This is a genomic window from Stenotrophomonas sepilia (assembly GCF_003244875.1).
In the GTDB taxonomy this organism is placed as follows: domain Bacteria; phylum Pseudomonadota; class Gammaproteobacteria; order Xanthomonadales; family Xanthomonadaceae; genus Stenotrophomonas; species Stenotrophomonas sepilia.
Window position 1 is genome coordinate 25,214 of sequence record NZ_LXXZ01000073.1, and the last position, 26,116, is coordinate 51,329.

Sequence of the window (26,116 nt, forward strand, 5' to 3'; positions counted from 1 at the left end):
TTCAAGCTATGCTCTGGATCACGATGACCTGTCCCGTTGCCGGGGCGGGTGTCGCTCCAGATTCCGAACGGCGACCAGTGCGCAAGGGGCAGGCGCGAACTATTTCAGTCTCCGTCCATGCATCGGCATTGGCAGCAAATGGGTGCTGGGTGATGTGGATCATGTGGACAACTTCGGTGCTGCACTGATCGCCAGTGAGGAAGTGAAGTCACGCCTTGAGCGGGCAGGCGTGACTGACGTGACCTTTGATCAGGTCGGGTAGACCGGAAGTGGGACAGGGGTTTCCGTTGCGGTACCAGGGAATGGGTTTCGAATGACTATCCATGCAGTTCTTTTCCCCTACTGGACCGGCGATTGCCACGTTCCTTCCGGAGAAGAGAAGATCGGTGACGCGCCGGTCATCCACCACGGGCAGGGGCGGGGTGTCGGTGAAATCGCAGCGTGGCTGGATGGAGACTTCGGCCATCTCGGCCGCGGCAGCGAACTGCGGACCCGCAGTGCCTTTGCTGCGCCCACAAAGGGTGACGAGGGCAGCGCATGCGTCCACTATGGAGAGGGGCATGCCGTCCTGCGGGCAGCCGATCTCTTCCTGGTGTATTCGCGATGGAACTCCCAGGACGTCGTTTTGTTGACGCGACCCCAGATATTGGCTGTGCTTGAGGGCTATGCAGTGTTTCGAAGCATGAATCCGCAGAAGAAGCATCGTCCGCCCATGCCGTTTGCCATCGAGTACGAGGCCGAGGGTGAAGAGGCGATCCGATGGTTCACACAGGCCGGGGGCTGCTTCGACCCGGAGATGGATGCTGGGCCGGAGTACTGAATGACAGCTATGCGGCTCCAGCACCCTGATACGCCCGCGCATGTGCGCTGCGCGAAGGAACGGCATGGAGGGCATGAGGCGTGGATCGCGGAAATCTGTCCGGGCAGCGTATGCATCGGTCATTGATCGGTACGGGTTCAGTCAACTCGAACGGAGACGGGAATGTAGCGCAGGTAGGTGGACCTTGCTTCTATCAAGCGTCAGCGCACTGGCCCGGCTTTTCCTGCTCGCCCTTTGGGGTGTGGTCACTTTCAATCGGAACACCGACAACTCCCTCGGAATCTACGAGTTGTCCACTCCGGGTGTAGAAGCGCTCTTCTGGGGCTGCTTCTTCGGGCAGCCCATGCTGACCGTGGTGATGTTCATCCGGATGGCATTGCGGGACCGTTCCGCGTTCTACGAGATCCCACTCGCGATCGCGATCGCGGTCTGGGGCCTTTTTTCTGTACAACCTGTCGTTCTTCAGAAGCTGAGCGGCATGCCGGCCGGCCGAGCGCCGGCCTGACCAGGTCGCGCAGTCCATGGTTACAATCTGCCCATGATCAGCTCCCGCCCTCTGATTACCGCACTGCTGGCGCTGACGGCCTGCACCGCCACCGCGCAGCACAACCCGCTCGCCACCTCGGTGCCATCGCCCAACCACAACGCGCGCACGCCGATCATCAAGGTTGCGGCCGAAGCTCACTACTTCATCCGACAAAGTGGTATGGACGATGTGATTTCTGTAAGGATCAGGAATCAGTGAGTACTGAGCGCATTGCAATCCATCTCCAGGCACGGCCTGACAGATCCATCTCGATTGCCGAGAGGCATCTCCATGTCATGGATAGGATGTCGGCAATCGAGTGCCCATTGGGATTCCGTGGTCTCGAGCTGCCCCCTGTACCCGACGTGGAGAAGAACTGCTGGCAAGCTATGAGATCAAGACTGGACTGAAAGGTCTGTCGATCATCGGTACAGGTGGCCCGGGCGCGAGTACGCGGATGTGGCTGCGTTGGACGAGATCATTCTGTATGGGTTCGGAAGCAGCAACAAGGCACTGGACTATCCGGGCGTTCTGAGGAACGGCGTCGCTTCTGTTGCCGAGGCGTTCGGTGCGTACAGAGTGAAGGTCACGTGCGGTATGTATTCGATGGACTATCAGGACGGTGTGGGCCGAGAAGGGCCAACACTTGAGGATCTGAAAGCTGCTGGAGTCAAGATGTCGATGGGAGGAAGAACATCCTGACGATGTACCCTGCCCAGTTCTGGGATGCCGGTTTTGCAGCGACGCGCTTGGGTTCGGACCGGAGGAGGTTTTCTCCAGGCTTGAAGGCAAGGTTGATAAGGTGGAACTGACAGCGAGTGGTGTCCACATTCTCCTGAGTTACAGGGTTGATCTTTCCTATGGGGCAATCGCCGCACAAAAGCGCTTCAGGGTTTGCAATAGTCCGGAGCGTGACGGGATGACCCTACTGGCTACGTAACGCGCCTCGTCGATCCGAGCACCAGCAGTCTGATCAACATCACGGTGCCTGGAGCACATGCATTGGATCCGGGCTTTGTGTTCCGACAGGTGCTTCCGGATGGATTCGGTGGATTCTCAGTCTCAACCAGAGGCTGGGGTACGGGCTCGCGCCCAATGTGCAACTCGAATTCGTGGGCCGATAGAGAAGTGTGGAGTCCCAATACGCGCGATATTGGTAGCGAAGTTGGCAAGTTGCAGTGGCCTTGGAGTACTTTTCCCTCAAGGCAGAAATGCATGAGCTACCGGGGCCCTGATGGAAAGATGGTGGAGGTTTGCCAGTGAGTGAGCGTGAGTTGGGGGCAAAGATTGTGTCTGTGATTGCCAGTTCCGTGCTTGGAGCGGCTCTATTCATAGGCATTCCGCTGAGTTCTCGGATAGGCAGCTTTTCGCAGGCTGCAATTTTCACATCGCTGGTTTGCGCCATAGCCGCCGTGTTGGGCCTCATCTTCGGTGTGCCCGGGGTTATGCTTGTGGATAAATTTCTTCCGCGGTTCAAAGCTCGTCATGTTGTAGCTGCACCAATCTGTGCCTTGTTGGCGTGGCTCGCGTTCGAGGGTGCCTTCTCTCCTGGCGCTTGGATAAAGGTCTGGACCAGTCCTTCCTTTTGGTTTGGGTGGGCTCCCAGGCGCGCTGGCATCATGCTTTTCATCGGGTTGGCCGTGGGTGCCTTCTACATGTTGATCTGGCCGCGGATTGGACGAATGTTGAAGGTCAACACGGCCTTGTGACTGAGGGCGATGGAATCGGGTGCCTGTGCGCAGCAAGGTGGCGGCGGCAAACAGCCAGGCAAACAGCGGCGCGGGGAAGTGGGGCGCCTCGATGAGTACAACCGTGCACTGAACGCAGTGACGACGGCGCTGGTGGGTGGTGTGGCGGGACAGGGCGCTGGTCAGGTCGCGTCCAATGCACTGGCGGCCTATGCCGCTTACTTCATCGGCAGCAAGCTGGACCCGAACCACGGCAGCGATCCCAATGCGACTCTGCAATTGCTGTCGCATGCGATCTTGGGTGCGCTGCTGGCGGAAGCCAATGGTGGCAATGCGGGAACCGGGGCGGTGTCCGCGGCCGGTGGCGAGTTGGCCGCGAAGGTGCTGACCAATACGTTGACCGGCGGAGACCCCTCCAAGCTGAGCCCGGAACAGAAGGAGGTGGTGCTGGCGCTGTCGCAGGTGGTGGGTGCGCTGGCGGGTGGGCTGTTGGGTTGGTGCCTTGGCTGGCGGAATACCAGCGGGCATGCGTCTTGCAGGCAGGAATCGTTTGGAAATGGCGGTGTTGGGTCCTGTCTCTGCAATGCCCAGCATGCTTCTACGCTCGGGGGGCAAGTCCGGAAACAATTCCCGCAACCAATCAAATTGGATCCCTTGCATGGGATGTGGTGGAGCTGCGGTCGCCTTGGCCCGAAATCAACACGCTCTCGAAGTGGGGTGACAAAGGACCCGGCAGCAGTGGGGCGAGGCGTTCCTCAGCCCAAGCTTGTGACATTGTGGGAAAATCTACTTCTGACCGATGTCAAGTTCTCAAAGGATCAGTCCAGATACAGTGCGGATCAGACGCAAACAGACGTTTCCGTTGGTGATGCGATCGGAGCTCTTTATGGTAATGAATATTCCACGGCCGTTTCCAAGGATGGGGCAGTGGTCGTTTTGCAGAAAGGTAACAATATCTACAGGACCTATCCGAGTTCCTCTTCCGATGCTGTCCCATCTGCATCGCTCACCATTTCTGACCGGAAACAGCCTGTTCTGAAGATTGGTTTCGTCGGGAATGAAAATGGAAAATGATTATCTTCTTGAAATAAAAGAAAAGGTGGCGGGATTCGTTCCTCGTCTGGTTGATCTTGAAATGGGTCTTCCGCAAATGGTTTTTAGGGGGGCTGGCTGGCGCTTCAGGTTCTTTGAGAGGCCAGTTCTGTTGGATGATGACGTTATGTCAAATTTAATTGAAAGTTCATCAAGAACTTTTGGTTCAGGTATTTTTGTAAAATTCTCTCGATCGTCTGATTTGAATTCAGTTTTGGTGATTGATAATTCTTGCGTCGGGCGGGCATTTGATTCGGCCGCTGATGCTTATGAAGATAATTTGATGGACCTAGGATATCCTGTCATCTTTGGTGATCTGGAGGGGCGTTGGATCGGCTTTGAAAGTGTTTGCGAGGAGCTGGGTGTCCTTGCAGTTAGAGATTCGATCCAAGCACATGAGTTTATATCGAATCTTGGTGAGGGATTGATTTCGGTTCGTGATTTGCAGGCGTGGGCCGTGGATGGAGGCGACCTTGAGAAGGCCGCAAGAGCTTTCCTGGCAGCCTACAATGATTGAATTTTAATGGTTGATGGCGGTGTTATCTTCGGCGCCTTCGCACGGGTCAAGTCGCCCTTGACCGATCTGCTCAACAGCGTCGACGCCGCGCAAGTCTGACGGTCGCCTGCAGAAGATGCAGGGGCTTGCCGCCGAACGAGAAGTGGAATCTGGCAGATGTGTCTACGTTGCAACTCGGCCTGACGGTTCAAAGTTTACTCTGCGAAGCTTCTCTTCATCAGCCCAGCAGACAGGCGCAATGTGGACTACTGAAGTCAGGCATCCTCTGATTAGCAACAATAGAATCGTGGAGATCAAGTTCAAATGATGACTGGCGCGATCAGGAATGTTCTTCATTACTCCTATGGATACTCCATGGGAGTCCTATGGAGAAATATGAATATGGAGTTTGAGGGGGGCGGTATGAATTTTGAGCAGCAGACGGAAGAGTTCTTCTCGATGCTTAGGATGTTGATGGAGGAAGGGAAGCTGAAGCTTGCCTCGGATGGTGTCTTCGCCGATGGCGAAATCGATGCGCAATTGGGTGTTATGCGTCACGCTTGGCCTGCTACAAGAGATCAGGAAGATCTCGATGAGGATGGATTCTGGTTTCTTACGGATGCTCCGTTTGGATTGGTTTGGATCACGCCTGAGGGAGACGCCTGGACCTGATTTGAGCGTGGACTTCATCGGGTACAGCCCTTGAATCAACTCGCTTGGCGTGAACAAAAGCGGGGTAGTGTTTTGAAGCCAAAGTCCACTCTTGCGAGTGACTTTTCAGGATTCCGGATCGCGATGGCGCGGTGATCTAAGTGCCGGGTGGTGTATGTATCTACTGTCGAAGGATGATTGCTACCCACATGCGCTGTTGGGCGACCTCGCAAAGGAGGGGGCACAAACAGCAGTTGATGCCGAAGCGGGGGAATGAAGCAATCTACAACGAGGCAATCATCAAGTCGGGCTGCAGATCTATGGATGAAAGAATTAGAAAGCTCTGCGCTGAGATGTCTGCAATGGACGCTACGGCCGCATCAGAGTGGTTGATGAGTTACGCGCCATTGAAGTCGGACAATTATCGGGATGCATTTGTTCTGATGAAGTGCCGCTCTTGGCCAAGGGCAGAGCAAAAGAAGCTGGCAAACTACTATTTGCAGGGTGTTCCTTTTGCGAGCTCATATCCCTACGAGGTGTTTCTTTCGTTTATGTCGGTGAGATCGTTCTTGAGTTGTCTTGATGCTTTCATTCCAGAGGCCGGTGCCTATCGTGACCTTCTTGCCTACCATATTGGTCCAGTTCTGGATCGGGCTGGAAAGAATGATTCGGATCGGGCGTTGATTGCGGAATTCATGGGTAAGATCAGCGGATAAGAGGATCATTGCGTCCGATTGCCCGATAGGCGGATGAGACCGCTCTGCCGCAGCACAAGATCTTTGATGATGGCGCCGCTATAAAGGTTCGACGATGAGCATTTCGCTCGAAGTCGAGGTCGGTTCCAGCCTCGAGGTCGTGCTACAAGCCTTGGATTCTATCCAGTTCGCATATTCCGATGATCTGGACAAGCTACAGCGGTATCTCCCAGCGTCCAACACGGGATTCGGTTTCCGTATCGTTGAACCGCCGGAGGCTGTCGTCGCGGAAGGGCAGGAGGCCGAGTGGCGTGTGGGGCTGATGGGTTCGTTCCATTTCCGCGCAGGCGGATTTGAATGCGCTTGGGAGGAAATTTGCCGTTTCATCAAGCGCTATGCTGCGGCATGTGAATCGCGGTTCGTGCTTTCCTTCCAGTTCGAGAGCATCTATGCCGCAAGATTTGGGCAGGATCTGATCTTTCCGGGTCCTGCTGCCTCGTAGTGCCGCTTCGCTCTTTCCATGTGATTCGCTACATCTTCATGATCAGGCACAGCCATCAGCACGCGGACTGCGGAGCCACCGGCGATGTCGATCGGTACGCTGCGTCGAACCACGGCCGCAGTCCATGGTTACAATCTGCCCATGATCAGCCCCCGCCTTCTGGTTTCCGCACTGCTGGCGCTGGCCCTTTCGGCCTGCACGGCTACCGCGCCCGTACAGCACAACCCGCTCGCCACCTGGGTGCCGTCACCCAACCAGAACGCGCGTACCCCGCTCATCATCGTCATCCATCACACCGAGCAGAAGTCGGTGCAGCAGAGCCTGCATACGCTGCGTACCGCCAACAGCGGTGGGCCGGTCAGTGCGCACTACCTGATCGGCGCCGATGGCCATCGCTACCAGCTGGTCGCTGATGAGCGCCGCGCCTGGCACGCCGGCGCCGGGCGCTGGGGCACCATCACCGATCTCAACTCGGCTTCGATCGGTATCGAGCTCGACAACGATGGCCGCAGCCCGTTCAGTGCAGCGCAGATCGAATCGCTGATCGTGCTGCTGCGCGATCTCACCACGCGCCTGAACATCCCGCCGCGCCAGGTGATCGGCCATGCCGACCTGGCGCCGACGCGCAAGCAGGATCCGAGCCGCTTCTTCCCATGGCAGCAGCTGGCCGAGGCCGGATTCGGCGTCTGGCCGCGCGCGGCCGATGGTGCCGCACCGGAAGGCTTCGATGGGTGGAATGCGCTGGCCCGCTTCGGTTATCCGCTCGACAACCGCGACGCCACCGTCGCCGCCTTCCACCGCCGGTTCCGTGGCCGCGACGACCTGCCGAAGACGCTGGATGCCGAGGACGCCCGTATCCTGCATTCGTTGCTGCTGCAGATGCCGTGACACCGCGCATGAACGCTTGACCCCGCGCTGGGTTGCCGCACAGCGGCCGGCACTCCACCATGGCGGCATGATCGATTCCGCTACCTTCTTCAAGCGCAAGCACTGGACCCTGTTGGCAGCGGCGGTGCTCGCCGGTTGCGCCACCACCGCTCCCCGCACGGGCTCCGAAGCGCCCACGCCGACCCCGCCGCCGGCGGCCACCTACGCCAAGGTCGACTGGAAAGCCCTGCCCGCAGTCTCCGACGCTGATCTGCAGGCGGGCTTCGTGGCTTGGCGCAGCAGCTGCGCCCGCCTGAAAAACGACGCGGTCTGGGCCAAACCCTGCGCCACCGCCGCAGCGGTGTCAGACAAGGACCCGGCCGCGATCCGCCAGTTCCTGCAGCGCGACCTCGATGCCTACGCGCTGCGTGCCGGTGGCCATCAGGCCGACGGGTTGATCACCGGCTACTACGAGCCGATCTACCCCGGCAGCCTCACCCGCACCGACAAGGCGACGGTACCGGTCTACGGCACGCCCGATGATCTGGTGGTGGTGCAGCTGGACAGCCTCTACCCGGAACTGAAGGGCAAGCGCCTGCGCGGTCGCGTCGAAGGCAAGGTGCTCAAGCCCTATGACGACGCCGGCACCATCGCGGCCAAGGGCGCCAAGGCCCCGGTGCTGGCGTGGCTGACCGACCCGATGGACCTGCAGCGTCCGGCCGCGTGCGCCTGGCCGATGGCAAGCAGGTGCGGCTGGCCTACGCGGAACAGAACGGCCATCCCTACCGCCCCATAGGTCGCTGGCTGGTGGACCAGGGCCAGCTGAAGAAGGAAGACGTCACCATGGACGCGATCCGCGCCTGGGCACGGGCCAACCCCGCGCGCGTGCCGGAACTGCTGCGCAGCAACCCCAGCTACGTGTTCTTCGTGCGCAACCCGGACAGCCCGGAGGGCCCGCGGGGTTCACTGAACGTGCCGCTCACCGCCGGCTACAGCGTGGCAGTGGATCGCACCGTGGTGCCACTGGGCAGCCTGCTGTGGCTGTCCACCACGCGCCCTGACGGCACCCCGGTGGTGCGCCCGGTGGCTGCGCATGACACCGGCGGCGCCATCGCCGGCGAAGTGCGCGCCGACCTGTACTGGGGCAGCGGCGATGCCGCCGGCAAGCTGGCTGGCGACATGAAGCAGAAGGGCAACATCTGGATGCTGTGGCCGAAGGGCGTGCCCCTGCCGAACTGAACCGGCAAGGGTCGGATCCCTTCCAAAGGAAAGGGCTCTGACCCCGGATGCCTGATAATGGCGCCATTCCGTACTTTCCGGCCGCGCCTGCGGCCAGGGCTCCTGCAATGACCTACGCAAAGCACAACGCAAAATCCGGCGCGAAATCCGCCGCAAAGAAGTACTACAAGCACTGGGCCGAATCGGGCCTGGGCAAGGGCAACGTGCTGATGGAAGCGCGCGGCGAGAAGATCGTGCGGCAGGTGGAAATCTACGGCACCAAGATGGTCTGGGCCGACGAGCATGCCCACAGCGACGACCGCTTCCTGCTGGCCGACCAGCCAGTGTCGTTCTTGGATTTCGACGAGGACGACGAAATCTCCGCGCGTGAATTCGAAGCCGCCTGGAAGAAGGCACGGGAAGCCACCGGTTACCCGGTGTAATCCCCCCGGCACCCGCCCTTGTAGTGCCGAGCCTTGCTCGACGCTGCAAAAGTGGGCATGTGAAATGTTATATGATTACATTTCACTGTAACCGCCCCTTCCCATGAAGACTCCCACCCTGGTGGCCGCCCTCGCGGCCGCACCGTTCGCCCCTGAAGCCTTCGCGCAGTCGGCCGACGCCGCGCTCACCCTCGGCAAGGTGCAGGTACACCAGCACGGCGAAGGCCAGCTCAGTGCGCACCAGGTGCTGACCTCGGTGGACGTCCTGGGTGCAGACCAGATCGAAAACCGCAACGTCTCGCACAGCTGGGAACTGCTCGGGCAGATGCCCGGCATCCAGCTCACCGAAACCCGGCAGGGCGCCGAATCGGGCAAGGTCAGCTTCCGCGCCTTCAACGGCGAGGGCTACCTCAACGCCATCAAGACCCTCATCGACGGCATTCCCAGCAACGTCAACAGCGGCAACCAGCGCTTCATCGACATGCTGTTCCCGCTGGACATCAGCTACATCGAAGTAGTGCGCGGGACCAACGATCCGCGCTATGGCCTGCACAACATCGGCGGCAACGTGAACTTCGGTACGCGCCAGGGTGGCAGCTACACCGATGCGCGCCTGGCCTACGGCAGCTACAACACCCGTGATGCGCAGCTGGCGATTGGCCGCGAAGCCAATGGCTTCGCGCAGAACTACTTTGTCGGCACCCAGGCAAGCGATGGCTACCGCGACCACGACACCTCGAAGAAGTACTCACTGGGCGGCAAGTGGTTCTTCGGCTCGCTGGACGACGGCCTGCGCGTGGGTCTGACCGCCCGTGCGTACCACCACGAAGCCGACGAACCCGGCTTCATGACCGCCGACGAGCTGCGCACGCACCGCCGTGGCAGCGAGCTGCGCAACGGCAACGATGGCGATGACCGCGACATGCGCCAGCTTGCTGCGCACCTGGACATGAAACTGTCCGACGCAATCACCTTCGGCACCCGGCTGTACTACAACCGCTACGAAGACGACCGCCGCGTGACCTTCAGCGACCTGCCCACCGGCAACCTGCCGCGCCAGCGCCGCGTATGGGACGAGCGGCAGCATGGCCTGCTCAGCACGCTCACCTGGCAGGCCAGCCCCACGCTCACCGTCGAAGGTGGCCTGAACTACGAGCAGCAGGACAACGGCTACCTCCGCGAGCGCTACGCCTACGCCGAACCCACTGATTTCAGCCAGCCCCCAGCGCGGGTGCAGAACAATGATCGCCACAGCTTCGACAACTGGGGCGCCTACGTGCAGGCCGTCTACCAGCCCGTCGAGGCCTGGAAGATCGTGCCGGCCTATCGTATCGATCGCTTCAGTGGCAGCACGCACCTGATTAACGGCGTCAGCGGCCGCCTGCAGGACTACGGCAGCATCGGCCAGCCCAAGCTGAGCGTCATCCACAGCCTGGGCCAGACCACCCATGTCTACGCGAACTGGGGTCGCACCTTCCAGGTACTGACCGGCTCCACCGCACCGGCCTACCTCACCCCAGGGCAGGCACCGATGCAGCCGTCCACCAACACCGGCATGGAGCTGGGCCTGAAATTCCAGCCGCTTGCCGGCAGCCAGGCACGCCTGGCGGTGTGGCAGCAGGACGCGGAAAACGAGGTGTCCAACATGCCGGCCCCCGGCACCACGGTCACCCTGGGCAAGACCCGCCGGCGCGGCGTGGATGCGCAGTTGAGCCTGCAGCTGGGCGACGACTGGACGGTATGGGCGTCGCACGCCTACCAGGAAGCGAAGATCACCCGCGACGACCGCGATGCCAGCATTTCCCTGCAGGGCCGGGAAGTGGCCGCCACCCCGCGCCACATCAGCAACCTGGGCGTGGACTACCGCGCCACGGATGCGCTGCGGCTGGGCCTGCAGGCGCGTGCACAGGGCGATTACTACCTGGAAGAGCGCAACGTGGCCGGCAAGTTCGGAGGCTTCGCCGTGCTCGACCTCAGCGCGGCCTACCAGCTCACCCCGCGTTTCAGCGTGGACCTGCAGCTGAAGAACGTTACCGGCCGCGAGTACGCCTACGCCTGGTACGACAGCTTCTTCTGGGACAGCGCCCGCCCGATGTTCTCGCCGGCCCCGGGTCGCAGCGTGTTCGTCGGCCTCAACATGAAGCTGTAACCGGCCACGCATCTGGTAGTGGTCGAGCTTGCTCGACCTGCAGCAGGGGGTCAGAGCCCTTTCCAGGCGGAAAGGGATCCGACCCCGAACCCCGCGTTTTGCACTACATTGGTGCAATGTCCGACCCCGCACCGCCGCCGACCCTCGATGCCCTGGGCACGCCGCTGGCCTGGGCCGGGGCCGATGGCTGCATTGCCGGCTGCAATCCGGCCTTCGCCCGCTGGCTGGGCGTCAGCGTCCGGCGCCTGCTGGGTCGGCCATTGGCCGCCTTGGAAGTGCAGGGCGAGGCGTTGGCCCATTTCCTGGCCCGCGACGAGCGCGACAGCCTGCGCCTGAACCGGCTGGCGCTGGCGGTGCCCGGCGAGGCGCCGCGCTTCGCCGAGGGTTGGATGAGCCGCCGCGACGATGGCGGCTGGTTGCTGGAGGCGCATCCGGTCGACGAATTCCCCGGGCTGGACCCGACCCAGGCCCTGCCCAGCGCGCTCAGCGCGGCGCTGAAGGGCTTGGCCCACGAGCTGCGCAACCCGCTGGCCGGGTTGAAGGGTGCGGCCCAGCTGCTGGCCCGCCGCGCGGCCCAGCGCGATGCCAGCGAACGTGAGCTGATCGAACTGATCGGCTCGGAGATCGAGCGCCTCAACGGCCTGCTCGACCAGCTGCTGTCGCCGGCCCCGGCCGCGCCGCATGCCGAACTGAACATCCATGCCGCGCTGGAACGCGTGCTGCGCCTGGCCGAGAGCGAAGCCGGCTGGGCGGTGCGCCTGCAGCGTGACTACGACCCCAGCATCCCCGAATTCCATGGTGACGCCGACCGCCTCACCCAGGCGGTCTGGAACCTGGTGCGCAACGCGATCCAGGCCGGCGCCGGCAACATCACCCTGCGTACCCGCGTGGAGCATGGCGTGCGCATTGCCGAGCAGCTGCACACGCTGGCGTTGCGCCTGGAAATCGCCGACGACGGCCGTGGCGTTCCCGAGGAACTGGCTGAACACCTGTTCCTGCCCTTGGTCAGTGGCCGCGCCGAAGGCACTGGCCTGGGCCTGGCGCTGGCCCAGCAGGTGGCGCGCGAGCATCGCGGCACGCTGACCTACCGCTCGCGCCCGGGCCATACCGTGTTCACCCTGCTGTTGCCGATCGGCAACGGCGCCGCCCCGGCCGAGGAGGCCCCGCGCGATGTCTGAGTCTTCTTCGTCCCCGCAGCGCATCTGGGTGGTCGATGACGATCGGGCCGTGCGCTTCGTGCTGTGCACCGCGCTACGCGAGGCGGGCTACCAGGTCCTCGATTTCGACAGCGCCGCACCCGCCCTGCAGGCGTTGAGCGAAGGCCCGCCACCGGCGCTGCTGTTCACCGATGTGCGCATGCCCGGCGACGATGGCCTTGTGCTGCTGGACAAGCTCAAGGCCGCGCTGCCGCAGCTGCCGGTGGTGGTGATGTCGGCCTATACCGATGTAGCCAGCACGGCCGGCGCGTTCCGCGGTGGTGCGCATGAATTCCTGTCCAAGCCGTTCGATCTGGACGATGCGGTGGCACTGGCGCAACGGGTGCTGCCGGCCGTCGCACCGGCATTGGCGGCGGCCACACCTGCGGCCGAAGCGCATAGCGACCAACCGCCGCAACTGGTGGGCGATACCCCGCCGATGCGCGCGCTGTTCCGCGCCATTGGTCGCCTGGCGCAGGCACCGCTGGCGGTGCTGATCACCGGCGAGACCGGCACCGGCAAGGAGCTGGTGGCCAATGCGTTGCATCGCGAATCGCCGCGCGCGCAGGGTCCGTTCGTCGCGCTCAATACCGCTGCAATCCCATCCGAGCTGCTGGAAAGCGAGTTGTTCGGCCACGAGGCCGGTGCCTTCACCGGTGCGCAGCGCCGCCATATCGGCCGCTTCGAGCAGGCCAACGGTGGCACGCTGTTCCTTGACGAGATCGGCGACATGCCGCTGCCGTTGCAGACCCGGTTGCTGCGCGTGCTGGCGCAGGGCGAGTTCTTCCGCGTCGGTGGCCGCGAACTGATCCGCGTCGATGTGCGCGTGGTCGCCGCCACCCACCAGGACCTGGAAGGGCTGGTTGCACAAGGAAAGTTCCGCGCCGACCTGCTGCACCGCCTCGACGTGGTGCGCCTGCAGCTGCCACCGCTGCGCGAGCGCCGCGAGGACATCGCACAGCTGGCCAGTACGTTCCTGGCCGCCGCCGCGCGCAAGCTGGATACGCCGCCGAAGCGCCTGACCGCGGCCGCACTGCAGGCGCTGCGCGAACACGACTGGCCGGGCAACGTGCGCGAACTGGAAAACGTGTGCTGGCGGATGGCGGCGTTGGCGGCCGCCGACACCATCGGCGTGGCCGACGTCGATACCGCGCTCAACCGTACGCGCGGTCGTCGCAGCAGCACCACCATCGCCGATCCGGGGCAGTGGGAAGCGCTGCTGGCCGAATGGGCACGCCGTCAGCTGGCCGAAGGCGTGGAAGGGCTGCACGCGCAGGTGCGCGAGCGGGTCGACCATGCCCTGCTGGAGGCCGCGCTGCAGATCACCCACGGCCGCCGTGCCGAAGCCGCGGCCCGCCTGGGCCTTGGCCGCAATACCCTTACCCGCAAGCTGGGCGCCGGACGCCGCCGCGGGGGCCATTGAACGGCCCATGCACGCGATCCTCGCGCCCGCTTGCCGAACCGTTGATCGTTCATGGACGATGCAACGCTTAGTGTCATCTGCAAGGAGTCTTTGATGCGTCTGTCCTTTGCCATCCTGCCGTTGTCCGCCGCCGTGCTGCTGTCTGCCTGCGGCAGCGCGCCGAAAAAGACCGAACCTACTCCGCCGCCGCCGACCGTGGTCAGCGCAGCGAAGCAGGGCGAGGCCAATCTTGCACCGGCCTCGGCCAGCATCGTCAGTGGCCGCATCGCGCTGATGGTGGAGCCCGGTGGCATCCACATCACCGGCCTGGTCGGTGGCCTGCAGCCGATGCAGCAGGCCGGCTTCCACATCCATGAGCGCGGCGACTGCAGTGCGGTGGATGCCAGCAGTGCCGGCAATCACTTCAATCCCGGTGGTGCTGCGCATGGCCGCGCCGGCACCGGCAAGCACCACCTGGGCGACATGGACAATCTGCGTGCCGATGCCCAGGGCCGCGCCAACGTCGATATCCACCTCAAGGGGGTTACCCTTGGCGGAGGCGCCGCCACCGATATCGCCGGACGCGCACTGGTCGTGCATGCCAACGCCGACGACTATCGCAGCCAGCCCGCCGGCAATGCCGGCGTCCGCATCGCCTGTGGCGTGATCCGGGTCGTCCGCTGATCACTGCAGGCATCATCGAGGGAGAGATTCCAATGCGTCTGATCCACACTTCGCTGTTTGCGGCCATCGCCGCGCTGGGCCTGGCGGCCTGCAACCAGCAGCCCGCCGCGCCGCAGACTGAAACCCCGCCGGCCGCGCCGGCTGACGGCGCCACCACCGAGCCGGCTGCAGCCCCGGCACCGGCGGCGGCACCGACGGGCGATGCTTCGGCAACGGCCGAACTGGCACCGACCCAGGGCAACGAGACCAAGGGCAGCGTCACCTTCAAGGTGGTTGATGGCAAGGTCCACGTGACCGGCCAGATCACCGGCCTGAAGCCGGGCAGCGAACATGGCTTCCACATCCACGAGAAGGGCGACTGCAGCGCGCCGGACGGCATGAGCGCCGGCGGCCACTTCAACCCGGGCAAGCAGGATCACGGCAACGTCGCCACCGATCCGCACCACGGCGGCGACATGCCCAACATCAAGGCCGACGACAAGGGCGTGGCCACCATCGACGGCCCGGTGTCGAGCAACGTCAACATCGGCAAGGGTGATGACTTCGACATCATCGGCCGCGGCCTGATCGTCCACGCCGACGCGGACGACTACAAGACCCAGCCGACCGGCAACGCCGGCGCGCGCCTGGCCTGTGCGGTGATCCAGAAGGCCCCGTAAGAAACAAAGAACGCCGGCACAAGCCGGCGTTTTTCCTGATGGGTAGTGCCGGCCGCTGGCCGGCAATCACAGATCCGGAGGGTGCCGGCCAGCGGCCGGCACTACCCACATATCACCCGGATCAGCGCGCCAGCAGTTCGCGCGCGTCCTGCCCGGCCTCGCAGTGCACGAACAGTACCGGCACGCCATGTGCTTCCAGCACCGCGGCCATCTGTCGCTGGCGCATCAGGAACTGCTCGTAGATGCCCTTCAGGCGATCGCAGTCGTTCTTGCTGTGGCTGTAGTGCGCGCACCAACCGGCCGGGTCGAACAGCGCCATGCGTGCTTCGCCATGCGTATAGCGCAGCAGCGGCTCGGGCGCGGCATTGAGCCACTCGTCCTCGCCCGGCGCCATGATCGCGGTCTCGATCAGCGGCCACAGTGCGGCCAGGCCCTGGTTGTCGTACTGCATCGACATCATCGCGGCCAGGTCGTTCACGGTGAAATAGCGCGCGTGCTCGATGCGGGCACCGAAGGTGTTCTGCGCCATCAGCGCGGTGTCGGCGTGCGCCATGCCGTTGGCCAGCAAGGTTTCTTCCAGCGCATCGGCGACCGCGCTGGTGGTGGCCACGTCGCTGCCGGTCAGCAGGAACGGCACCACGCGCAGGCCACCGCCCACCAGCGTGGCATCGGCCTGGAACGGCAGTGGCACGTCACCCTCGGCATCGGTACCGAAGGCCAGCAGGCGCGGGCCCTGGTTGCGGCCCGGGGCACGCATCTGCAGTTCTTCCAGGCGGCGATGGATCGGCCAGCCCGGGCGCAGCACTTCAGCCGGGTCGAAATGCGCGGCGGCGAACACCAGGTCCAGCTCGGCGACCTGCGGCACCAGCTTGGCCAGGTCGCGGCCGACGCGTTCGGCCAGTTCACCGGCCTGTTCAGCGCTGAGCACCGCCTGGCGGGGGATTTCGCCGCCGGCCAGTTCCAGGGCCAGCACGCCAAGGGCATTCATCGCGGGGTCGGGTTTGCTCATGGTTCCACGGTTGGCCCATCACAGGGCGGCAGCTACACTTGGCTCCATTATGCCTGCTCCGTCGTGCAGGCCATGTTGCAGACACCCTCATCCATGCCAGGTATCTCCATGCCCAACGCTCGTCCCGTCGCCATCCTCGGTGGCGTCCGCATTCCGTTCTGCCGCCAGAACACCGCGTATTCGGATGTCGGCAACCTCGGCATGTCGGTCCGTACGCTGGGTGCGCTGGTCGAACGGTTCGGCCTGCATGGCCAGCAGCTGGGTGAAGTGGCGATGGGCGCGGTGATCAAGCATTCCAGCGACTGGAACCTGGGCCGCGAAGCCACGCTGTCGTCCGGCCTGTCGCCGCTGACCCCGGGCATCACCCTGCAGCGTGCCTGCGGTACCTCGCTGGACAGCATCATCACCGTGGCCAACAAGATCGCGCTGGGCCAGATCGAATCGGGCATCGGCGGTGGTTCGGACACCACCTCCGACGTGCCGATCGTTTACGGCAAGAAGCTGCGTGCACGCCTGCTGGCGGCCAACCGCGCCAAGAGCACCGGCGAGAAGATCCGTGCGCTCACCGCCGGCTTCAAGTTCTCCGAGCTCAAGCCCGAGTTCCCGGGCGTGGCCGAGCCGCGCACCGGCAAGAGCATGGGCGACCACTGCGAGGACATGGCCAAGGAATGGAACATCTCGCGCGACTCGCAGGATGAGTGGGCGGTGTCGTCGCACAAGAAGCTGGCTGCCGCCTACGAGCGTGGCTTCTTCAACGACCTGATCGCACCGTTCCGTGGCGTCGAGCGCGACAACATCCTGCGCCCGGATACCTCGCTGGAAAAGCTGGCGACGCTGAAGCCGGCGTTCGACAAGGTTTCCGGGCGTGGCACGCTCACCGCCGCCAATTCCACCCCGCTGACCGACGGTGCCGCTGCGGTACTGCTGGCCAGCGAAGAGTGGGCGCGCGCGCATGGCCATGAGCCGCAGGCCTACCTGCGTGACGCACACGTGGCGGCAGTGGACTTCGTGCATGGCGAAGGCCTGCTGATGGCACCGACCATCGCGGTGCCGGAGATGCTCAAGCGCAACGGCCTGACCCTGCAGGACTTCGACATCTACGAGATCCACGAAGCCTTTGCCGCGCAGGTGTTGTGCACCCTGCGTGCGTGGGAGAGCGAGGATTACTGCCGCAACCGTCTGGGCCTGGACGCGCCGCTGGGCCGCATCGACCCGGACAAGATCAACCTGCTGGGCTCGTCGCTGGCCACCGGCCACCCGTTCGCCGCTACCGGCGCACGCGTGATCGCCACGGCAGCCAAGCAACTGGCCGAACGCGGCGGTGGCCGCGCACTGGTGTCGATCTGCACCGCCGGCGGCATGGGCGTGGTGGCGATCGTCGAACGCTGATCGCATCCATCGGTGGGTGCCGACCGTTGGTCGGCACGATCCGGCCGGCACTCCTGGAACTGAAAACGCCGCCCATCGGGCGGCGTTTTTTTTGTTCGGATTGTTGCTCTGGTGGGTGCCAAATTCACCGGTGGATGCCGGCCAGCGGCCGGCACTACCCATCAGGGTAACCGCGGGTTGCCGAACTCGTCGCGCTCTTCGTTGGCGTCATACACCGGCGGCTGTGCAACGATGGGCTGCTCCTCCACCGTGGCGCGCAGCGGCGTCTCGGTGCCACGCACCAGTTCCACGCTGTCCTCGCCGCGCTGCAGGCGCAGCGCATTGGCCAGGCACTGCGCGGCCAGCGCGTGTTCGCCACGCTGGGCGAACACTTCACCCAGCGCTTCCCACGCCGGTGCACCGGCGCCCGCGGCGATGGCCTCGTGCAGGAACGCATCGGCGGCATCCCATTGCTGCTGGCCCAGGGCCACGCGGCCCTGTGCCAGGCGCAGGGCGGCCGAGTCATCGTGCACGTTGCGCCAGCGCGCCAGATTGGCCTGGCGGGTGGCCAGGCGCTCGGCGGGCAGGCGGCCATACAGCGCCACCAGATCGTCATTCCAACGCTGGTCCAGTGCCTGTTCCAGCGCCAGCAGCGCCGGCTCATCCCAGTCCAGCGCCACCGCACGGCTGGCATAGGCGCCCACTACGTCCGGGGTGGGGCGCAGTGCCTTCGGGGTGGCCTCCCACTGTGCGGCCAGCGCGTTGACGTCGGCCGCTTCCAGTAGCGCCTGTGCGGCCAGGCGTGCTTCCAGTTCGCTGTTCGCGTCGGCCGGCAGCACCTTGCTCTGGCGCAGCGCACCCAGCTGGCCATACGCTTCGTGGGCGCGGCCGGCCTGTGCCAGCGCTTCGGTACGCAGCCACAGGCCGCGCGGCGGCAGCGGCTGGATCGCCGCTACGTCCAGCGCATTGATCGCATCGACCGGCAGATCGCGCGCCAGCAGCTGTTCGGCGCGCAGCAGCGCCTGCAGGGTGGCGTCGCTTTCACCCAGGCGCTGCAGCAGCGCCTCTCCGGCGGGGCCGTCGGCCCGTGCCTGCGCGCTGCGCACGGCGGTGGCCAGTGCCACCGCGCTCACTTCCGGGTCCTTGGCGGCGCCGTCCAGCAGCTTCTCCGCACGCTGCCACTGGCCATGCTCGTAGGCCTGCAGGCCGTCGATCAGGCGCACCCGGCCCTGCTTGCGGCGGTAGCGGCCCCAGGCACGGAACGGTGCAGCGATCAGGCTCCACAGCAGCCACAGCACCAGCACCGTGATCACCGCCAGCAGCGCTACCTTCGGCAGGTTGCTGTGATAGTCGTAGCCGCCGTAGCGCAGGGTCACTTCGCCGAAGCGGTTCAGGTCATCGGCGCCGAGCCATTGCGCGGCGACCACGCCGATGGCCACGGCCAGCAACAGCACGACCAGGGATTGCAGGGGTTTCATGCGGGCTTACCTCCGGTCGGTCTGGGTGCGCAGTTGTTGCAGGGTGCTGCCAAGGACAGCGTCGTTGGCCTGCAGCGGCAGTTCGCGCAAGGCCTTCAGTTCAGCACGTTGCGCGCGCAGGGCCGGTGAATCCGGCCAGCGCCGCTGTGCCCACTGCTCCACGCGGTCCAGAGCGGTGTTGCGGCCCGCGCGGTCGCCGCGCTCGATCGCGGCGCGCGCCAACGTCAATTCCAGCTGCAGTGCATCGTCGGCGTTGCGCTTTTCGGCGGCCGTCAGCGGGCCGTTCTGGCGGCTCGGGGTGATGTCCACGAACGGTGCCAGCGTGGCCTGCCACCAGGGCTTGGCGGTGCTGCTGCCGGTCGTGCCGGTGATCTGCGAGGGCAGGCCCTGCAGCGCCCGGGCCACAGCATCCAGGCGCTGCAGCGACTGCACGCGCGGGCCGCTGCCCAGCGCATCCAGTGCCTCGCGCTCCTGCACCAGCGCCTGGCGCAGGTTCAGGCCGTCGGCGTCGGGCAGATCGGCCAGCGCGATGGCGGCCTGTGCATACAGGCGGCGTGCGCCGTCCACGTCGTCGGCGTAGTTCAGGCGCTGCGCAGCCTGGGTCAGCAGCAGCTCGGCCTCATCGCGCTGCACCGCCTGGCGGCCCTGGTTGGCACTGTCGGCCAGCTTGGCCACGTTCTCTTCCAGCAGCGCGCTGCGCTGTGAGAGTCCCAGCATCTCGTCGCGCAGCACGCGGTTGGTGGTCGCCGCATCCTGCAGGCGCTGGCTGGTCGCGCGCTGGTCACGGCGCAGCGCATCCAGCGTGGCCTCCAGGCCCTTCAGCTGTACGGCCGTGGTCTGTGCCTGCGCTTCCTGTTCGCGCTGTTGCTGCTGCCAGACGTACCAGCCGGCATAGCCGCCCGCGCCGAGCACGACCACGGCGGCCAGCGGCAGCAGCCAGCGCACGGGTCGATGGGGTGGGGATGGCGGAGTATCGTTCATCGGGCTTCCTTGTCGGCAACGTCGCCGGTCGGGGGCCGGCAGGCCGCGTTGTGCACAGCATCACCGTTGCCGACGACAGCGGCAAGCGTGACCCACGTCCCTGTTCAGGTCGCTGCCGGGACGGTGAGCGTGGCGTGTGCAGCGGCCACCAGCTGCGCAGCGGTGGGGCCGGCGCTGCGTGTGATGCGCTGCAGGCCGAGCGCCTGCGCCTGTTCGCCGAGGCGGTCACTGGCAACCACCACGCGGGCAGACGCCCGCAGGCGCTGCTGCCCGGCCGGCGGAAGCTGTTGCCAGAAATGCTGCAGCGCTTCGCCACTGCTCACGGCCAGTACCCACGGCTGTGCTGAATGCGCCAACCGCGCCAGCGTTCGCGGGGGCAGTCGCAGCAGGCGACGCTTGTAGACGTCGGCACGTTCGATCGTGGCGCCCGCCGCCTGCAGCTGCGCGGCAATCAGGCCACGCCCGCCGGGCGCGGTCACCAGTCCGACGCGCAGGCCCTGTACGTCGGCCAGCACCGGCAGCGCCAGCAGGCCTTCACTGTCCATCCGCTGCGGCGCGTGCACCTCGGTGATGCCATGTGCCTGCAATGCGCGCGCAGTGCCTTCGCCCACGGTCAGCCACGGGCTGCGCTGCACGCCGGCCAGCGGCAGCAGGGACGCGGCTGCGGCAACGGCGGCCGGGCTGGTGAACACCACCCGGTCGCAGTTCAGCGCGCGTTGCAGCTGGCGCACCACAGCCGTGCCATGCAGGCGCTGCAGGCGCCAGGGCGCCAGGGCCAGGACATTCCCGCCCAGCCCGGCAACGGCGCGGCGCAGCGCCACGTTCTGGCCCCGCGGGCGCAGCGAGATCAGGGTCCAGCGTGGGCCGGAACGGCTGGCGCCAGTGGGTATCGTATGGTCGACCATTGCCTGCATTATGCGGGCCCTTCGTTGTCGTGGTCGCTGCTCCGATGTCCGTTGATGCCCTGACTTCCTCGTTGGCCGCCCTGCAGGACGTGCTGGACTGCATGCCGGCGGTGCGCGCCATGCAGATCCAGCTCGACGGCTATGCCGATGGCGTGCTGCGCATCACCGCGCCGCTGGCGGCCAACGTCAATGACAAGGGCAACGCCTTCGGCGGCAGCCTGGCCTCGGTGCTGACCCTGTCCGGCTGGGCGCTGGTCAGCCTGCGCCTGCGCCTGGCCGGCCACGATGCCGAGGTCTATGTGGCCGACAGCAACCTGCGCTATCTGGCGCCGGTCTATGAGGACCTGCACGCCCACGCCGAAGCGGCCGAAGCCACCGGCTGGGACGCCTTCCTGAATACCTTCCGGCAGCGCCGCAAGGCCCGCATCAGCATCATCGCCACCCAGCCCGGTGCCGATGGCAAGCCCGCCGCCGAATTCAGCGGTCGCTTTGTTGCCTTCGCCAAAGGGTAGGATGGCAGGCTGACGTCCTGGGGAAACCACCGATGCGCCGCCTCATCCAGTTCCTGATGTATTCCCTGCTGCTGGCCAGTGCCGTGGCCTCGGCCGACGACCTCAGCCGCAAGCAGCGCAAGCTGCTGGAAGAGACCCAGATCGCCTACGGGGCGACCATCCGCTGGGGCAGCATGGACGATGCCATCGGCTACCTCGACCCCAAGCTGCGCAAGGAAAAGCCGCCGACCGAGTTCGAGCTCAACCGTTACGCGCAGCTGCGCGTGTCGTCCTATCGCGAGCGCAGCAGCGCCTCGCTGGACGGTGGCCTGGTCGAGCGCCGGGTCGAAATCGGGGTGATAAACCAGAACACCCAGGCCGAGCGCACCGTGGTCGTGGTCGAGCGCTGGCGCTGGGACCCGGAGGCCAAGCGCTGGTGGCAGACCGCCGGCCTGCCGGACCTGTGGAAGGGGCAGTGACGGGCCGCGTCCGGCTTGTGCGACAATCGGCGCCCGCTTAATCGACCCGTGACCTGAGTGAATTACGAAGAGTTGCTGGCCTTTGCAGGCCGAAACCCGATGCTGTCCGCGGCCCTGGTCGGCCTGACCGTGGCCATCATCGTCACCGAGATCCGCCGCCTGTTCCGGGGCTTCAAGGGCATCAAGCCCGCCGAACTGACCCAGCTGATCAACGCGGGCGGCACGGTGGTGGTCGACCTGTCGGCCAGCGGTGACTTCGAGAAGGGCCACATTGCCGGCAGCCGCAATGCCCAGGCCAGTGCCTTCGGCCCGGAAAACAAGCTGGTGGCCAACGCCAAGCAGTCGCCGGTGGTGCTGGTGTGCCGCAGCGGCAACGCCTCGGAAACCGCCGCCAAGGCGCTGAAGAAGGCCGGCTTCGAAAAGGTCTACGTGCTCAACGGCGGCATTCCCGCCTGGCAGCAGGCCGAACTGCCGCTGGTCAAGGGCCGCAACTGATTGTCGCAGGTGGCGGATCCCGCCTTGTCTGGGCCGGGTCCCGCCCCCATCGCAGTAGTTAGACCATCGTTTTCATTGCATTCACCTGGAGTTACTGGAAATGTCCGAAGAGATCACCAACGGCGCCGCTGCGCCGGTCGATGCCGCTACCGGCCCCGCTTTCACCGTCGAGAAGATCTACGTCAAGGACGTCTCCTTCGAGTCGCCGAACGCGCCGACCATCTTCAATGACCAGGTGCAGCCGGAGCTGCAGCTGAACCTGAACCAGCAGGTGCAGCGCCTGGGTGAGAACGCCTTCGAAGTCGTGCTGGCCGTGACCCTGACCTGCCAGGCCGGTGAGCGCACCGCCTACGTGGCCGAAGTGAAGCAGGCCGGCGTGTTCGGCCTGGTCGGCCTGGACCCGCAGTCGATCGACGTGCTGCTCGGCACCCAGTGCCCGAACATCCTGTTCCCGTACGTGCGCCAGCTGATCAGCGACCTGATCCAGGCCGGCGGCTTCCCGCCGTTCTTCCTGCAGCCGATCAACTTCGAAGGCCTGTACGCAGAAACCCTGCGCCAGCGCCAGGAGCAGGGCGACGCACCGTCGCTGGCTGACTCCGAGCCGGCCGGCAACGCCTGATTCCTGCCGCGACGTCACGGATGAGCACTCCCGCTGACAAGATCGCCGTGCTCGGCGCCGGTTCCTGGGGAACCGCCCTGGCCAGCCTGCTCGCACGGCACGGTCACCCGACCGTGCTGTGGGGGCGCGACGCGGCCGTGGTCGACGCCATCGACCAGCGCCACGAGAACCCGCGCTACCTGCCGGGCATCCCGCTGCCGGACAGCCTGCGTGCCACCACCGATCTGGCGTCGGCGGTGCAGGGCGCGGCCTGGATCCTGGTGGTGACGCCGTCGCACGCGTTCGGCGAGACCGTGCGTGCGCTGGCGCCGCTGCGACCGGCCGGTGCCGGCGTGGCCTGGGCCACCAAGGGCTTCGAACCCGGTTCGGGCCGTTTCCTGCATGAAGTGGCGCGCGAAGTGCTGGGTGAGGATGTGCCGCTGGCCGTCGTCACCGGGCCGTCGTTCGCCAAGGAAGTCACCCAGGGCTTGCCGACCGCGATCACCGTGCACGGCGACGTGCCCGAGTTCGCGCAGACGGTGGCCGAGGCGATGCATGGCCCGGCGTTCCGCGCCTACACCGGCGACGACATGGTCGGTGCCGAGCTGGGCGGCGCGATGAAGAACGTGCTGGCCGTGGCCACCGGCGTGGCCGATGGCATGCAGCTGGGCCTCAACGCCCGTGCCGGCCTGATCACCCGTGGTCTGAACGAGATGCTGCGCCTGGCCGCTGCGATCGGCGCCAAGCCGGAAACGCTGATGGGCCTGGCCGGCCTGGGCGATCTGGTGCTGACCTGCACCGGCGACCTGTCGCGCAACCGCCGCCTGGGCCTGGCCCTGGGCCGCGGCCAGACGCTGCAGGATGCAGTGCGCGAGATCGGCCAGGTGGTCGAGTCGGTGCAGACCGCCGACGAAGTGATGCGACAGGCGCGCCGTCATGGCATCGACCTGCCGATCTCCGACGGTGTGCGTGCCGTGCTGCATGGCGAGCAGACCCCGGAAGAAGGCTTGCGCGCACTGCTGGCGCGGGAACAGAAACCGGAATATCCGGACACGCTGTTCAAGTGAATCGAAAAACCCCGGCCACGCGCCGGGATTTTTTTATGTGCGTGCCCTATCCACGCATGGCGTGGATCTACTGCCGAACCCGCTTCTGGTAGCTGCCAACCTTGGTTGGCGCCCGGCGGCAGCAATCACCGCGCCCGCGGCGGCGCGCTGGTGTTGTCCATGTCCGAAAAGATCAACCACGGCCCATCGTCCACGCGCTTCAACGTGAGCGTGAACTTGCCGGTATCGCCCACGTTGTTGCCGTAGCTGTACGCACCGACGATGTAGCCCGTGTTGCCCTCCATCGAATACGCCAGCGCACGCAGCCGCAACGGGCTGCCGCCCTGGCCGGCATACGCGGCCTCGATCGCACTGCGGCCGCGCACCGGCGGCTGGTTGCTCTGCAGCACAAAGCCATCCTCGGCGAACAGCGCAGCCAGTGCCTTGGCATCACCCGTGCGTCACGCCTGCTCGTAGTCGCGCAGTACACGGTCCAGCGGTGCGGGCAGCGCGATATCGGGAAGCGGCTGTGCGGGCTCCGCGCCTTCTGCATCGTGGGCATTTGCCGGCGATGCCATCAGCAGGGCACTGCAGAAGATCATGGCGAGTGGTGTACGGCGCATGCGTCCGGCTCCAGGCGATGACGGGAAGCTGCGAACGCATCCTGGCGCGGTGCTGGTTAGAATCACGCGGCCGCCGATTTGGCGGACGCAGCGCAGATCAGACAAGGACACGGAATGAAGATGCGAATCACAGGGATGGCGATGATGGCCGCGCTGCTGGCAGCCTGCGGACAGGCACCGGAGAAGACTGGCGGGACTGCACCTGCTGCGGCGCCAGCGCCGACCACCGAAGCACCGGCCGCCGCGGCGACGGTGGTCGAGGAGGAACCGTCCGCCGAAGACGGCGTGGCCCCCTCGGTGTGGGACAACGAAGGCGAACCGGAAGACCCGGGCGCCGGCGGCGAACTGACCTGCGCGGACAACCCGCTGGCGACCCACTTCTTCACCCTGGTGGGCGGCAACACCGTGGACGACTGTGGCCGCAAGGATCCGAAGGTGCTGGCCGCGTTCAACGCCCTGATGAAGAACACGGCCGCAGCCGAATCCGCCGACAAGGAGATTCCATCGCTGCGCGAACGCCTGTTGAGCGGGCCCAGCGGTCCTGGCGAACTGGTAGTGCTGCAGGGCGAGCCGTGGTGGTTCTACACCGCCTGCCAGGCCCACGACTGCCCCGGCACCGCGTTGGCGATGCTGTACTCACCCACGCAGGCGAAGATGGTCGGCCGTCTTACTGCGCGCTGCCGTGTGTGGTGGCTGGGCGAGCCGACGGCGGAACAGCGTGTGCAGATCGAACAGCGCCAGCCACTGCAGGATGCCGCGCTGAAGGAAGACAGCGCGCTTTGCGGGTGATGTGGCGCGCGCCGCAGCGCCGGGCCGTGCCCGGCGTTGCAGTGAGCGTTGTTCCCCGTGTCACCCTTCCGGGCGCATGCGTGCGCTGACCTGTGCGGTCAGCGACAGACTGGCCATCATCAGGCCCTCCATCACGCGGTCGCCCACGTACTCCTCGTCGGGACCGTTCTGGCGCACGCGCTCGGCAGCCAGCAGCATTTCCAGCGCCACGCGCAGGCCGGTCAATGCGCAATCCGCGTCGGCCAGCGCCATGCGGCGGCCGGGCATCTGATGACGTTCGGGCCAGGGTTGGCCGTCGGCGGCGGCGCCCTTGCCGATGCGGTCGAGGGTGGCGATGAAACCGAGAGGATCCTGCTGGTGCGGTGCTTCCGAAGGCGCGTCCGCGTTGGCGGGCACGTATTGCGTGCGTAGTCGGGAGGATTCGGGTGTGCTCATGGCAATGCTCCGTGCAGGACAGACGGCAGCCGCCACACAAAGGTGGCGGGCGGAGACGTGGCTCGAAAACCGGGCGCTTGTTGAAACCGGCAGGCACAGGGCCTCCACGCTCCGCCCGCCATAGCCGGCAGACGGATTGCCCGCCGGCGCCACGAGGGGTGACGCCGGCGGGCAAGCGTTGTTAAACAAGCGCACGGGTTTTCGAAGCCCGGCCATCCTTTTTCGATGGCACGTCATCTGTACGCGTGCTGCTGCGCGGTGCCAATCAGAACAGTTGCATTCAACGCTTGATCAAAGACGCTTTCGGCATTTTTGCACGCTGTTAAGCTGT

At 65.2% G+C, this 26,116-nt stretch carries 28 protein-coding genes and 2 pseudogenes; 24 read left to right on the forward strand and 6 right to left on the reverse strand.

Annotation, left to right across the window (positions count from 1 at the left end; translation table 11 throughout):
- Window positions 1–313: 313 nt before the first annotated feature.
- The 17 genes and pseudogenes from A7X97_RS15310 to A7X97_RS15385 all read left to right on the forward strand — a co-directional run bounded on the left by A7X97_RS15310 (window position 314) and on the right by A7X97_RS15385 (window position 15,088).
- Window positions 314–820, forward strand: coding sequence for a hypothetical protein (locus tag A7X97_RS15310; RefSeq protein WP_088496476.1), 507 nt, complete (start codon window positions 314–316; stop codon window positions 818–820).
- 184 nt (window positions 821–1,004) lie between these two features.
- Window positions 1,005–1,325, forward strand: coding sequence for a hypothetical protein (locus tag A7X97_RS15315; RefSeq protein WP_072167376.1), 321 nt, complete (start codon window positions 1,005–1,007; stop codon window positions 1,323–1,325).
- Between the two features lie 33 nt (window positions 1,326–1,358).
- Entirely contained in the window at window positions 1,359–1,565 is a 207-nt protein-coding gene (locus A7X97_RS22150; RefSeq protein WP_227836873.1) for a hypothetical protein, read from the forward strand.
- 249 nt (window positions 1,566–1,814) lie between these two features.
- On the forward strand, window positions 1,815–2,048 hold the full coding sequence (locus tag A7X97_RS21735) for a hypothetical protein (protein WP_141653567.1): 234 nt from the start codon (window positions 1,815–1,817) through the stop codon (window positions 2,046–2,048).
- 1,016 nt (window positions 2,049–3,064) lie between these two features.
- Window positions 3,065–4,108 (forward strand): VENN motif pre-toxin domain-containing protein, encoded by a 1,044-nt coding sequence (locus tag A7X97_RS15330; protein ID WP_072167375.1) that lies wholly within the window; start codon window positions 3,065–3,067, stop codon window positions 4,106–4,108.
- The gene (locus A7X97_RS21740) at window positions 4,098–4,643 is read left to right on the forward strand and encodes a hypothetical protein (protein WP_143592509.1); all 546 of its coding nucleotides are present in this window, start codon (window positions 4,098–4,100) and stop codon (window positions 4,641–4,643) included. Before A7X97_RS15330 ends, A7X97_RS21740 begins: the two co-directional genes overlap by 11 nt.
- A gap of 375 nt (window positions 4,644–5,018) precedes the next feature.
- Entirely contained in the window at window positions 5,019–5,294 is a 276-nt protein-coding gene (locus A7X97_RS15335; protein ID WP_172412110.1) for a DUF596 domain-containing protein, read from the forward strand.
- Between the two features lie 173 nt (window positions 5,295–5,467).
- Window positions 5,468–5,989: a hypothetical protein gene (locus tag A7X97_RS15340; protein WP_141653565.1), complete on the forward strand. Its 522-nt coding sequence runs from the start codon at window positions 5,468–5,470 to the stop codon at window positions 5,987–5,989.
- Between the two features lie 94 nt (window positions 5,990–6,083).
- Window positions 6,084–6,470 (forward strand): hypothetical protein, encoded by a 387-nt coding sequence (locus A7X97_RS15345; protein WP_069138134.1) that lies wholly within the window; start codon window positions 6,084–6,086, stop codon window positions 6,468–6,470.
- A gap of 141 nt (window positions 6,471–6,611) precedes the next feature.
- A complete protein-coding gene (locus tag A7X97_RS15350; protein ID WP_088496500.1) occupies window positions 6,612–7,358 on the forward strand; it encodes an N-acetylmuramoyl-L-alanine amidase in 747 nt (248 codons plus the stop codon).
- Between the two features lie 67 nt (window positions 7,359–7,425).
- Window positions 7,426–8,576 (forward strand): annotated as a pseudogene (gene mltA / locus A7X97_RS15355) (murein transglycosylase A).
- Window positions 8,577–8,683: 107 nt separating this feature from the next.
- The gene (locus A7X97_RS15360) at window positions 8,684–8,998 is read left to right on the forward strand and encodes a hypothetical protein (RefSeq protein WP_053461818.1); all 315 of its coding nucleotides are present in this window, start codon (window positions 8,684–8,686) and stop codon (window positions 8,996–8,998) included.
- Between the two features lie 103 nt (window positions 8,999–9,101).
- Entirely contained in the window at window positions 9,102–11,147 is a 2,046-nt protein-coding gene (locus tag A7X97_RS15365; RefSeq protein ID WP_111008155.1) for a TonB-dependent receptor, read from the forward strand.
- A gap of 116 nt (window positions 11,148–11,263) precedes the next feature.
- Window positions 11,264–12,325, forward strand: a complete 1,062-nt coding sequence (locus A7X97_RS15370) for a two-component system sensor histidine kinase NtrB (RefSeq protein ID WP_088496473.1) — start codon at window positions 11,264–11,266, stop codon at window positions 12,323–12,325.
- A complete protein-coding gene (gene ntrC, locus A7X97_RS15375; protein WP_072167355.1) occupies window positions 12,318–13,766 on the forward strand; it encodes a nitrogen regulation protein NR(I) in 1,449 nt (482 codons plus the stop codon). The genes A7X97_RS15370 and ntrC overlap by 8 nt, the downstream gene beginning before the upstream one ends.
- 93 nt (window positions 13,767–13,859) lie before the next feature.
- Window positions 13,860–14,429, forward strand: coding sequence for a superoxide dismutase family protein (locus A7X97_RS15380; RefSeq protein ID WP_072167354.1), 570 nt, complete (start codon window positions 13,860–13,862; stop codon window positions 14,427–14,429).
- A gap of 32 nt (window positions 14,430–14,461) precedes the next feature.
- Window positions 14,462–15,088 carry a superoxide dismutase family protein gene (locus A7X97_RS15385; protein ID WP_053497798.1) on the forward strand — a complete coding sequence of 209 codons (627 nt, stop codon included), beginning with the start codon at window positions 14,462–14,464 and terminating at the stop codon, window positions 15,086–15,088.
- 121 nt (window positions 15,089–15,209) lie between these two features.
- On the opposite strand, the gene A7X97_RS15390 is transcribed toward A7X97_RS15385, so the two are convergent.
- On the reverse strand, window positions 15,210–16,097 hold the full coding sequence (locus A7X97_RS15390; protein ID WP_065178704.1) for a hypothetical protein: 888 nt from the start codon (window positions 16,095–16,097) through the stop codon (window positions 15,210–15,212).
- 93 nt (window positions 16,098–16,190) lie between these two features.
- On the opposite strand from A7X97_RS15390, the gene A7X97_RS15395 reads away from it, so the two are divergent.
- Window positions 16,191–17,486: an acetyl-CoA C-acetyltransferase gene (locus A7X97_RS15395; RefSeq protein ID WP_088496689.1), complete on the forward strand. Its 1,296-nt coding sequence runs from the start codon at window positions 16,191–16,193 to the stop codon at window positions 17,484–17,486.
- A gap of 161 nt (window positions 17,487–17,647) precedes the next feature.
- Here the strand turns inward: A7X97_RS15395 and A7X97_RS15400 are convergent, their stop codons facing one another.
- The 3 genes from A7X97_RS15400 to A7X97_RS15410 form a co-directional block, all read right to left on the reverse strand.
- On the reverse strand, window positions 17,648–18,943 hold the full coding sequence (locus tag A7X97_RS15400; RefSeq protein ID WP_072167353.1) for a heme biosynthesis HemY N-terminal domain-containing protein: 1,296 nt from the start codon (window positions 18,941–18,943) through the stop codon (window positions 17,648–17,650).
- A 6-nt stretch (window positions 18,944–18,949) separates the two neighbouring features.
- Entirely contained in the window at window positions 18,950–19,924 is a 975-nt protein-coding gene (locus A7X97_RS15405) for a uroporphyrinogen-III C-methyltransferase (RefSeq protein ID WP_088496690.1), read from the reverse strand.
- Between the two features lie 104 nt (window positions 19,925–20,028).
- Complete coding sequence (locus A7X97_RS15410; protein ID WP_088496691.1) at window positions 20,029–20,838, reverse strand: uroporphyrinogen-III synthase; 810 nt, start codon at window positions 20,836–20,838, stop codon at window positions 20,029–20,031.
- 35 nt (window positions 20,839–20,873) lie between these two features.
- Here A7X97_RS15410 and A7X97_RS15415 point away from each other — a divergent pair, with 35 nt between their 5' ends.
- The 5 genes from A7X97_RS15415 (at window position 20,874) to A7X97_RS15435 (ending at window position 23,959) form a co-directional block, all read left to right on the forward strand.
- Entirely contained in the window at window positions 20,874–21,341 is a 468-nt protein-coding gene (locus A7X97_RS15415; RefSeq protein ID WP_005407593.1) for a YiiD C-terminal domain-containing protein, read from the forward strand.
- A 32-nt stretch (window positions 21,342–21,373) separates the two neighbouring features.
- Window positions 21,374–21,799 carry a hypothetical protein gene (locus A7X97_RS15420; RefSeq protein ID WP_061479368.1) on the forward strand — a complete coding sequence of 142 codons (426 nt, stop codon included), beginning with the start codon at window positions 21,374–21,376 and terminating at the stop codon, window positions 21,797–21,799.
- Window positions 21,800–21,856: 57 nt separating this feature from the next.
- Complete coding sequence (locus A7X97_RS15425) at window positions 21,857–22,294, forward strand: rhodanese-like domain-containing protein (protein WP_111008156.1); 438 nt, start codon at window positions 21,857–21,859, stop codon at window positions 22,292–22,294.
- A 100-nt stretch (window positions 22,295–22,394) separates the two neighbouring features.
- Entirely contained in the window at window positions 22,395–22,913 is a 519-nt protein-coding gene (secB, locus tag A7X97_RS15430; RefSeq protein WP_005407596.1) for a protein-export chaperone SecB, read from the forward strand.
- A gap of 20 nt (window positions 22,914–22,933) precedes the next feature.
- Window positions 22,934–23,959 (forward strand): NAD(P)H-dependent glycerol-3-phosphate dehydrogenase, encoded by a 1,026-nt coding sequence (locus tag A7X97_RS15435; RefSeq protein ID WP_049416568.1) that lies wholly within the window; start codon window positions 22,934–22,936, stop codon window positions 23,957–23,959.
- Window positions 23,960–24,084: 125 nt separating this feature from the next.
- Here the strand turns inward: A7X97_RS15435 and A7X97_RS15440 are convergent.
- Window positions 24,085–24,540 (reverse strand): annotated as a pseudogene (locus tag A7X97_RS15440) (YybH family protein).
- Between the two features lie 135 nt (window positions 24,541–24,675).
- Here A7X97_RS15440 and A7X97_RS15445 point away from each other — a divergent pair.
- Complete coding sequence (locus tag A7X97_RS15445; RefSeq protein ID WP_088496692.1) at window positions 24,676–25,350, forward strand: Ivy family c-type lysozyme inhibitor; 675 nt, start codon at window positions 24,676–24,678, stop codon at window positions 25,348–25,350.
- Between the two features lie 60 nt (window positions 25,351–25,410).
- Here A7X97_RS15445 and A7X97_RS15450 read toward each other — a convergent pair whose 3' ends face one another.
- The gene (locus A7X97_RS15450) at window positions 25,411–25,785 is read right to left on the reverse strand and encodes a hypothetical protein (protein WP_053497779.1); all 375 of its coding nucleotides are present in this window, start codon (window positions 25,783–25,785) and stop codon (window positions 25,411–25,413) included.
- Window positions 25,786–26,116 lie beyond the last annotated feature (331 nt).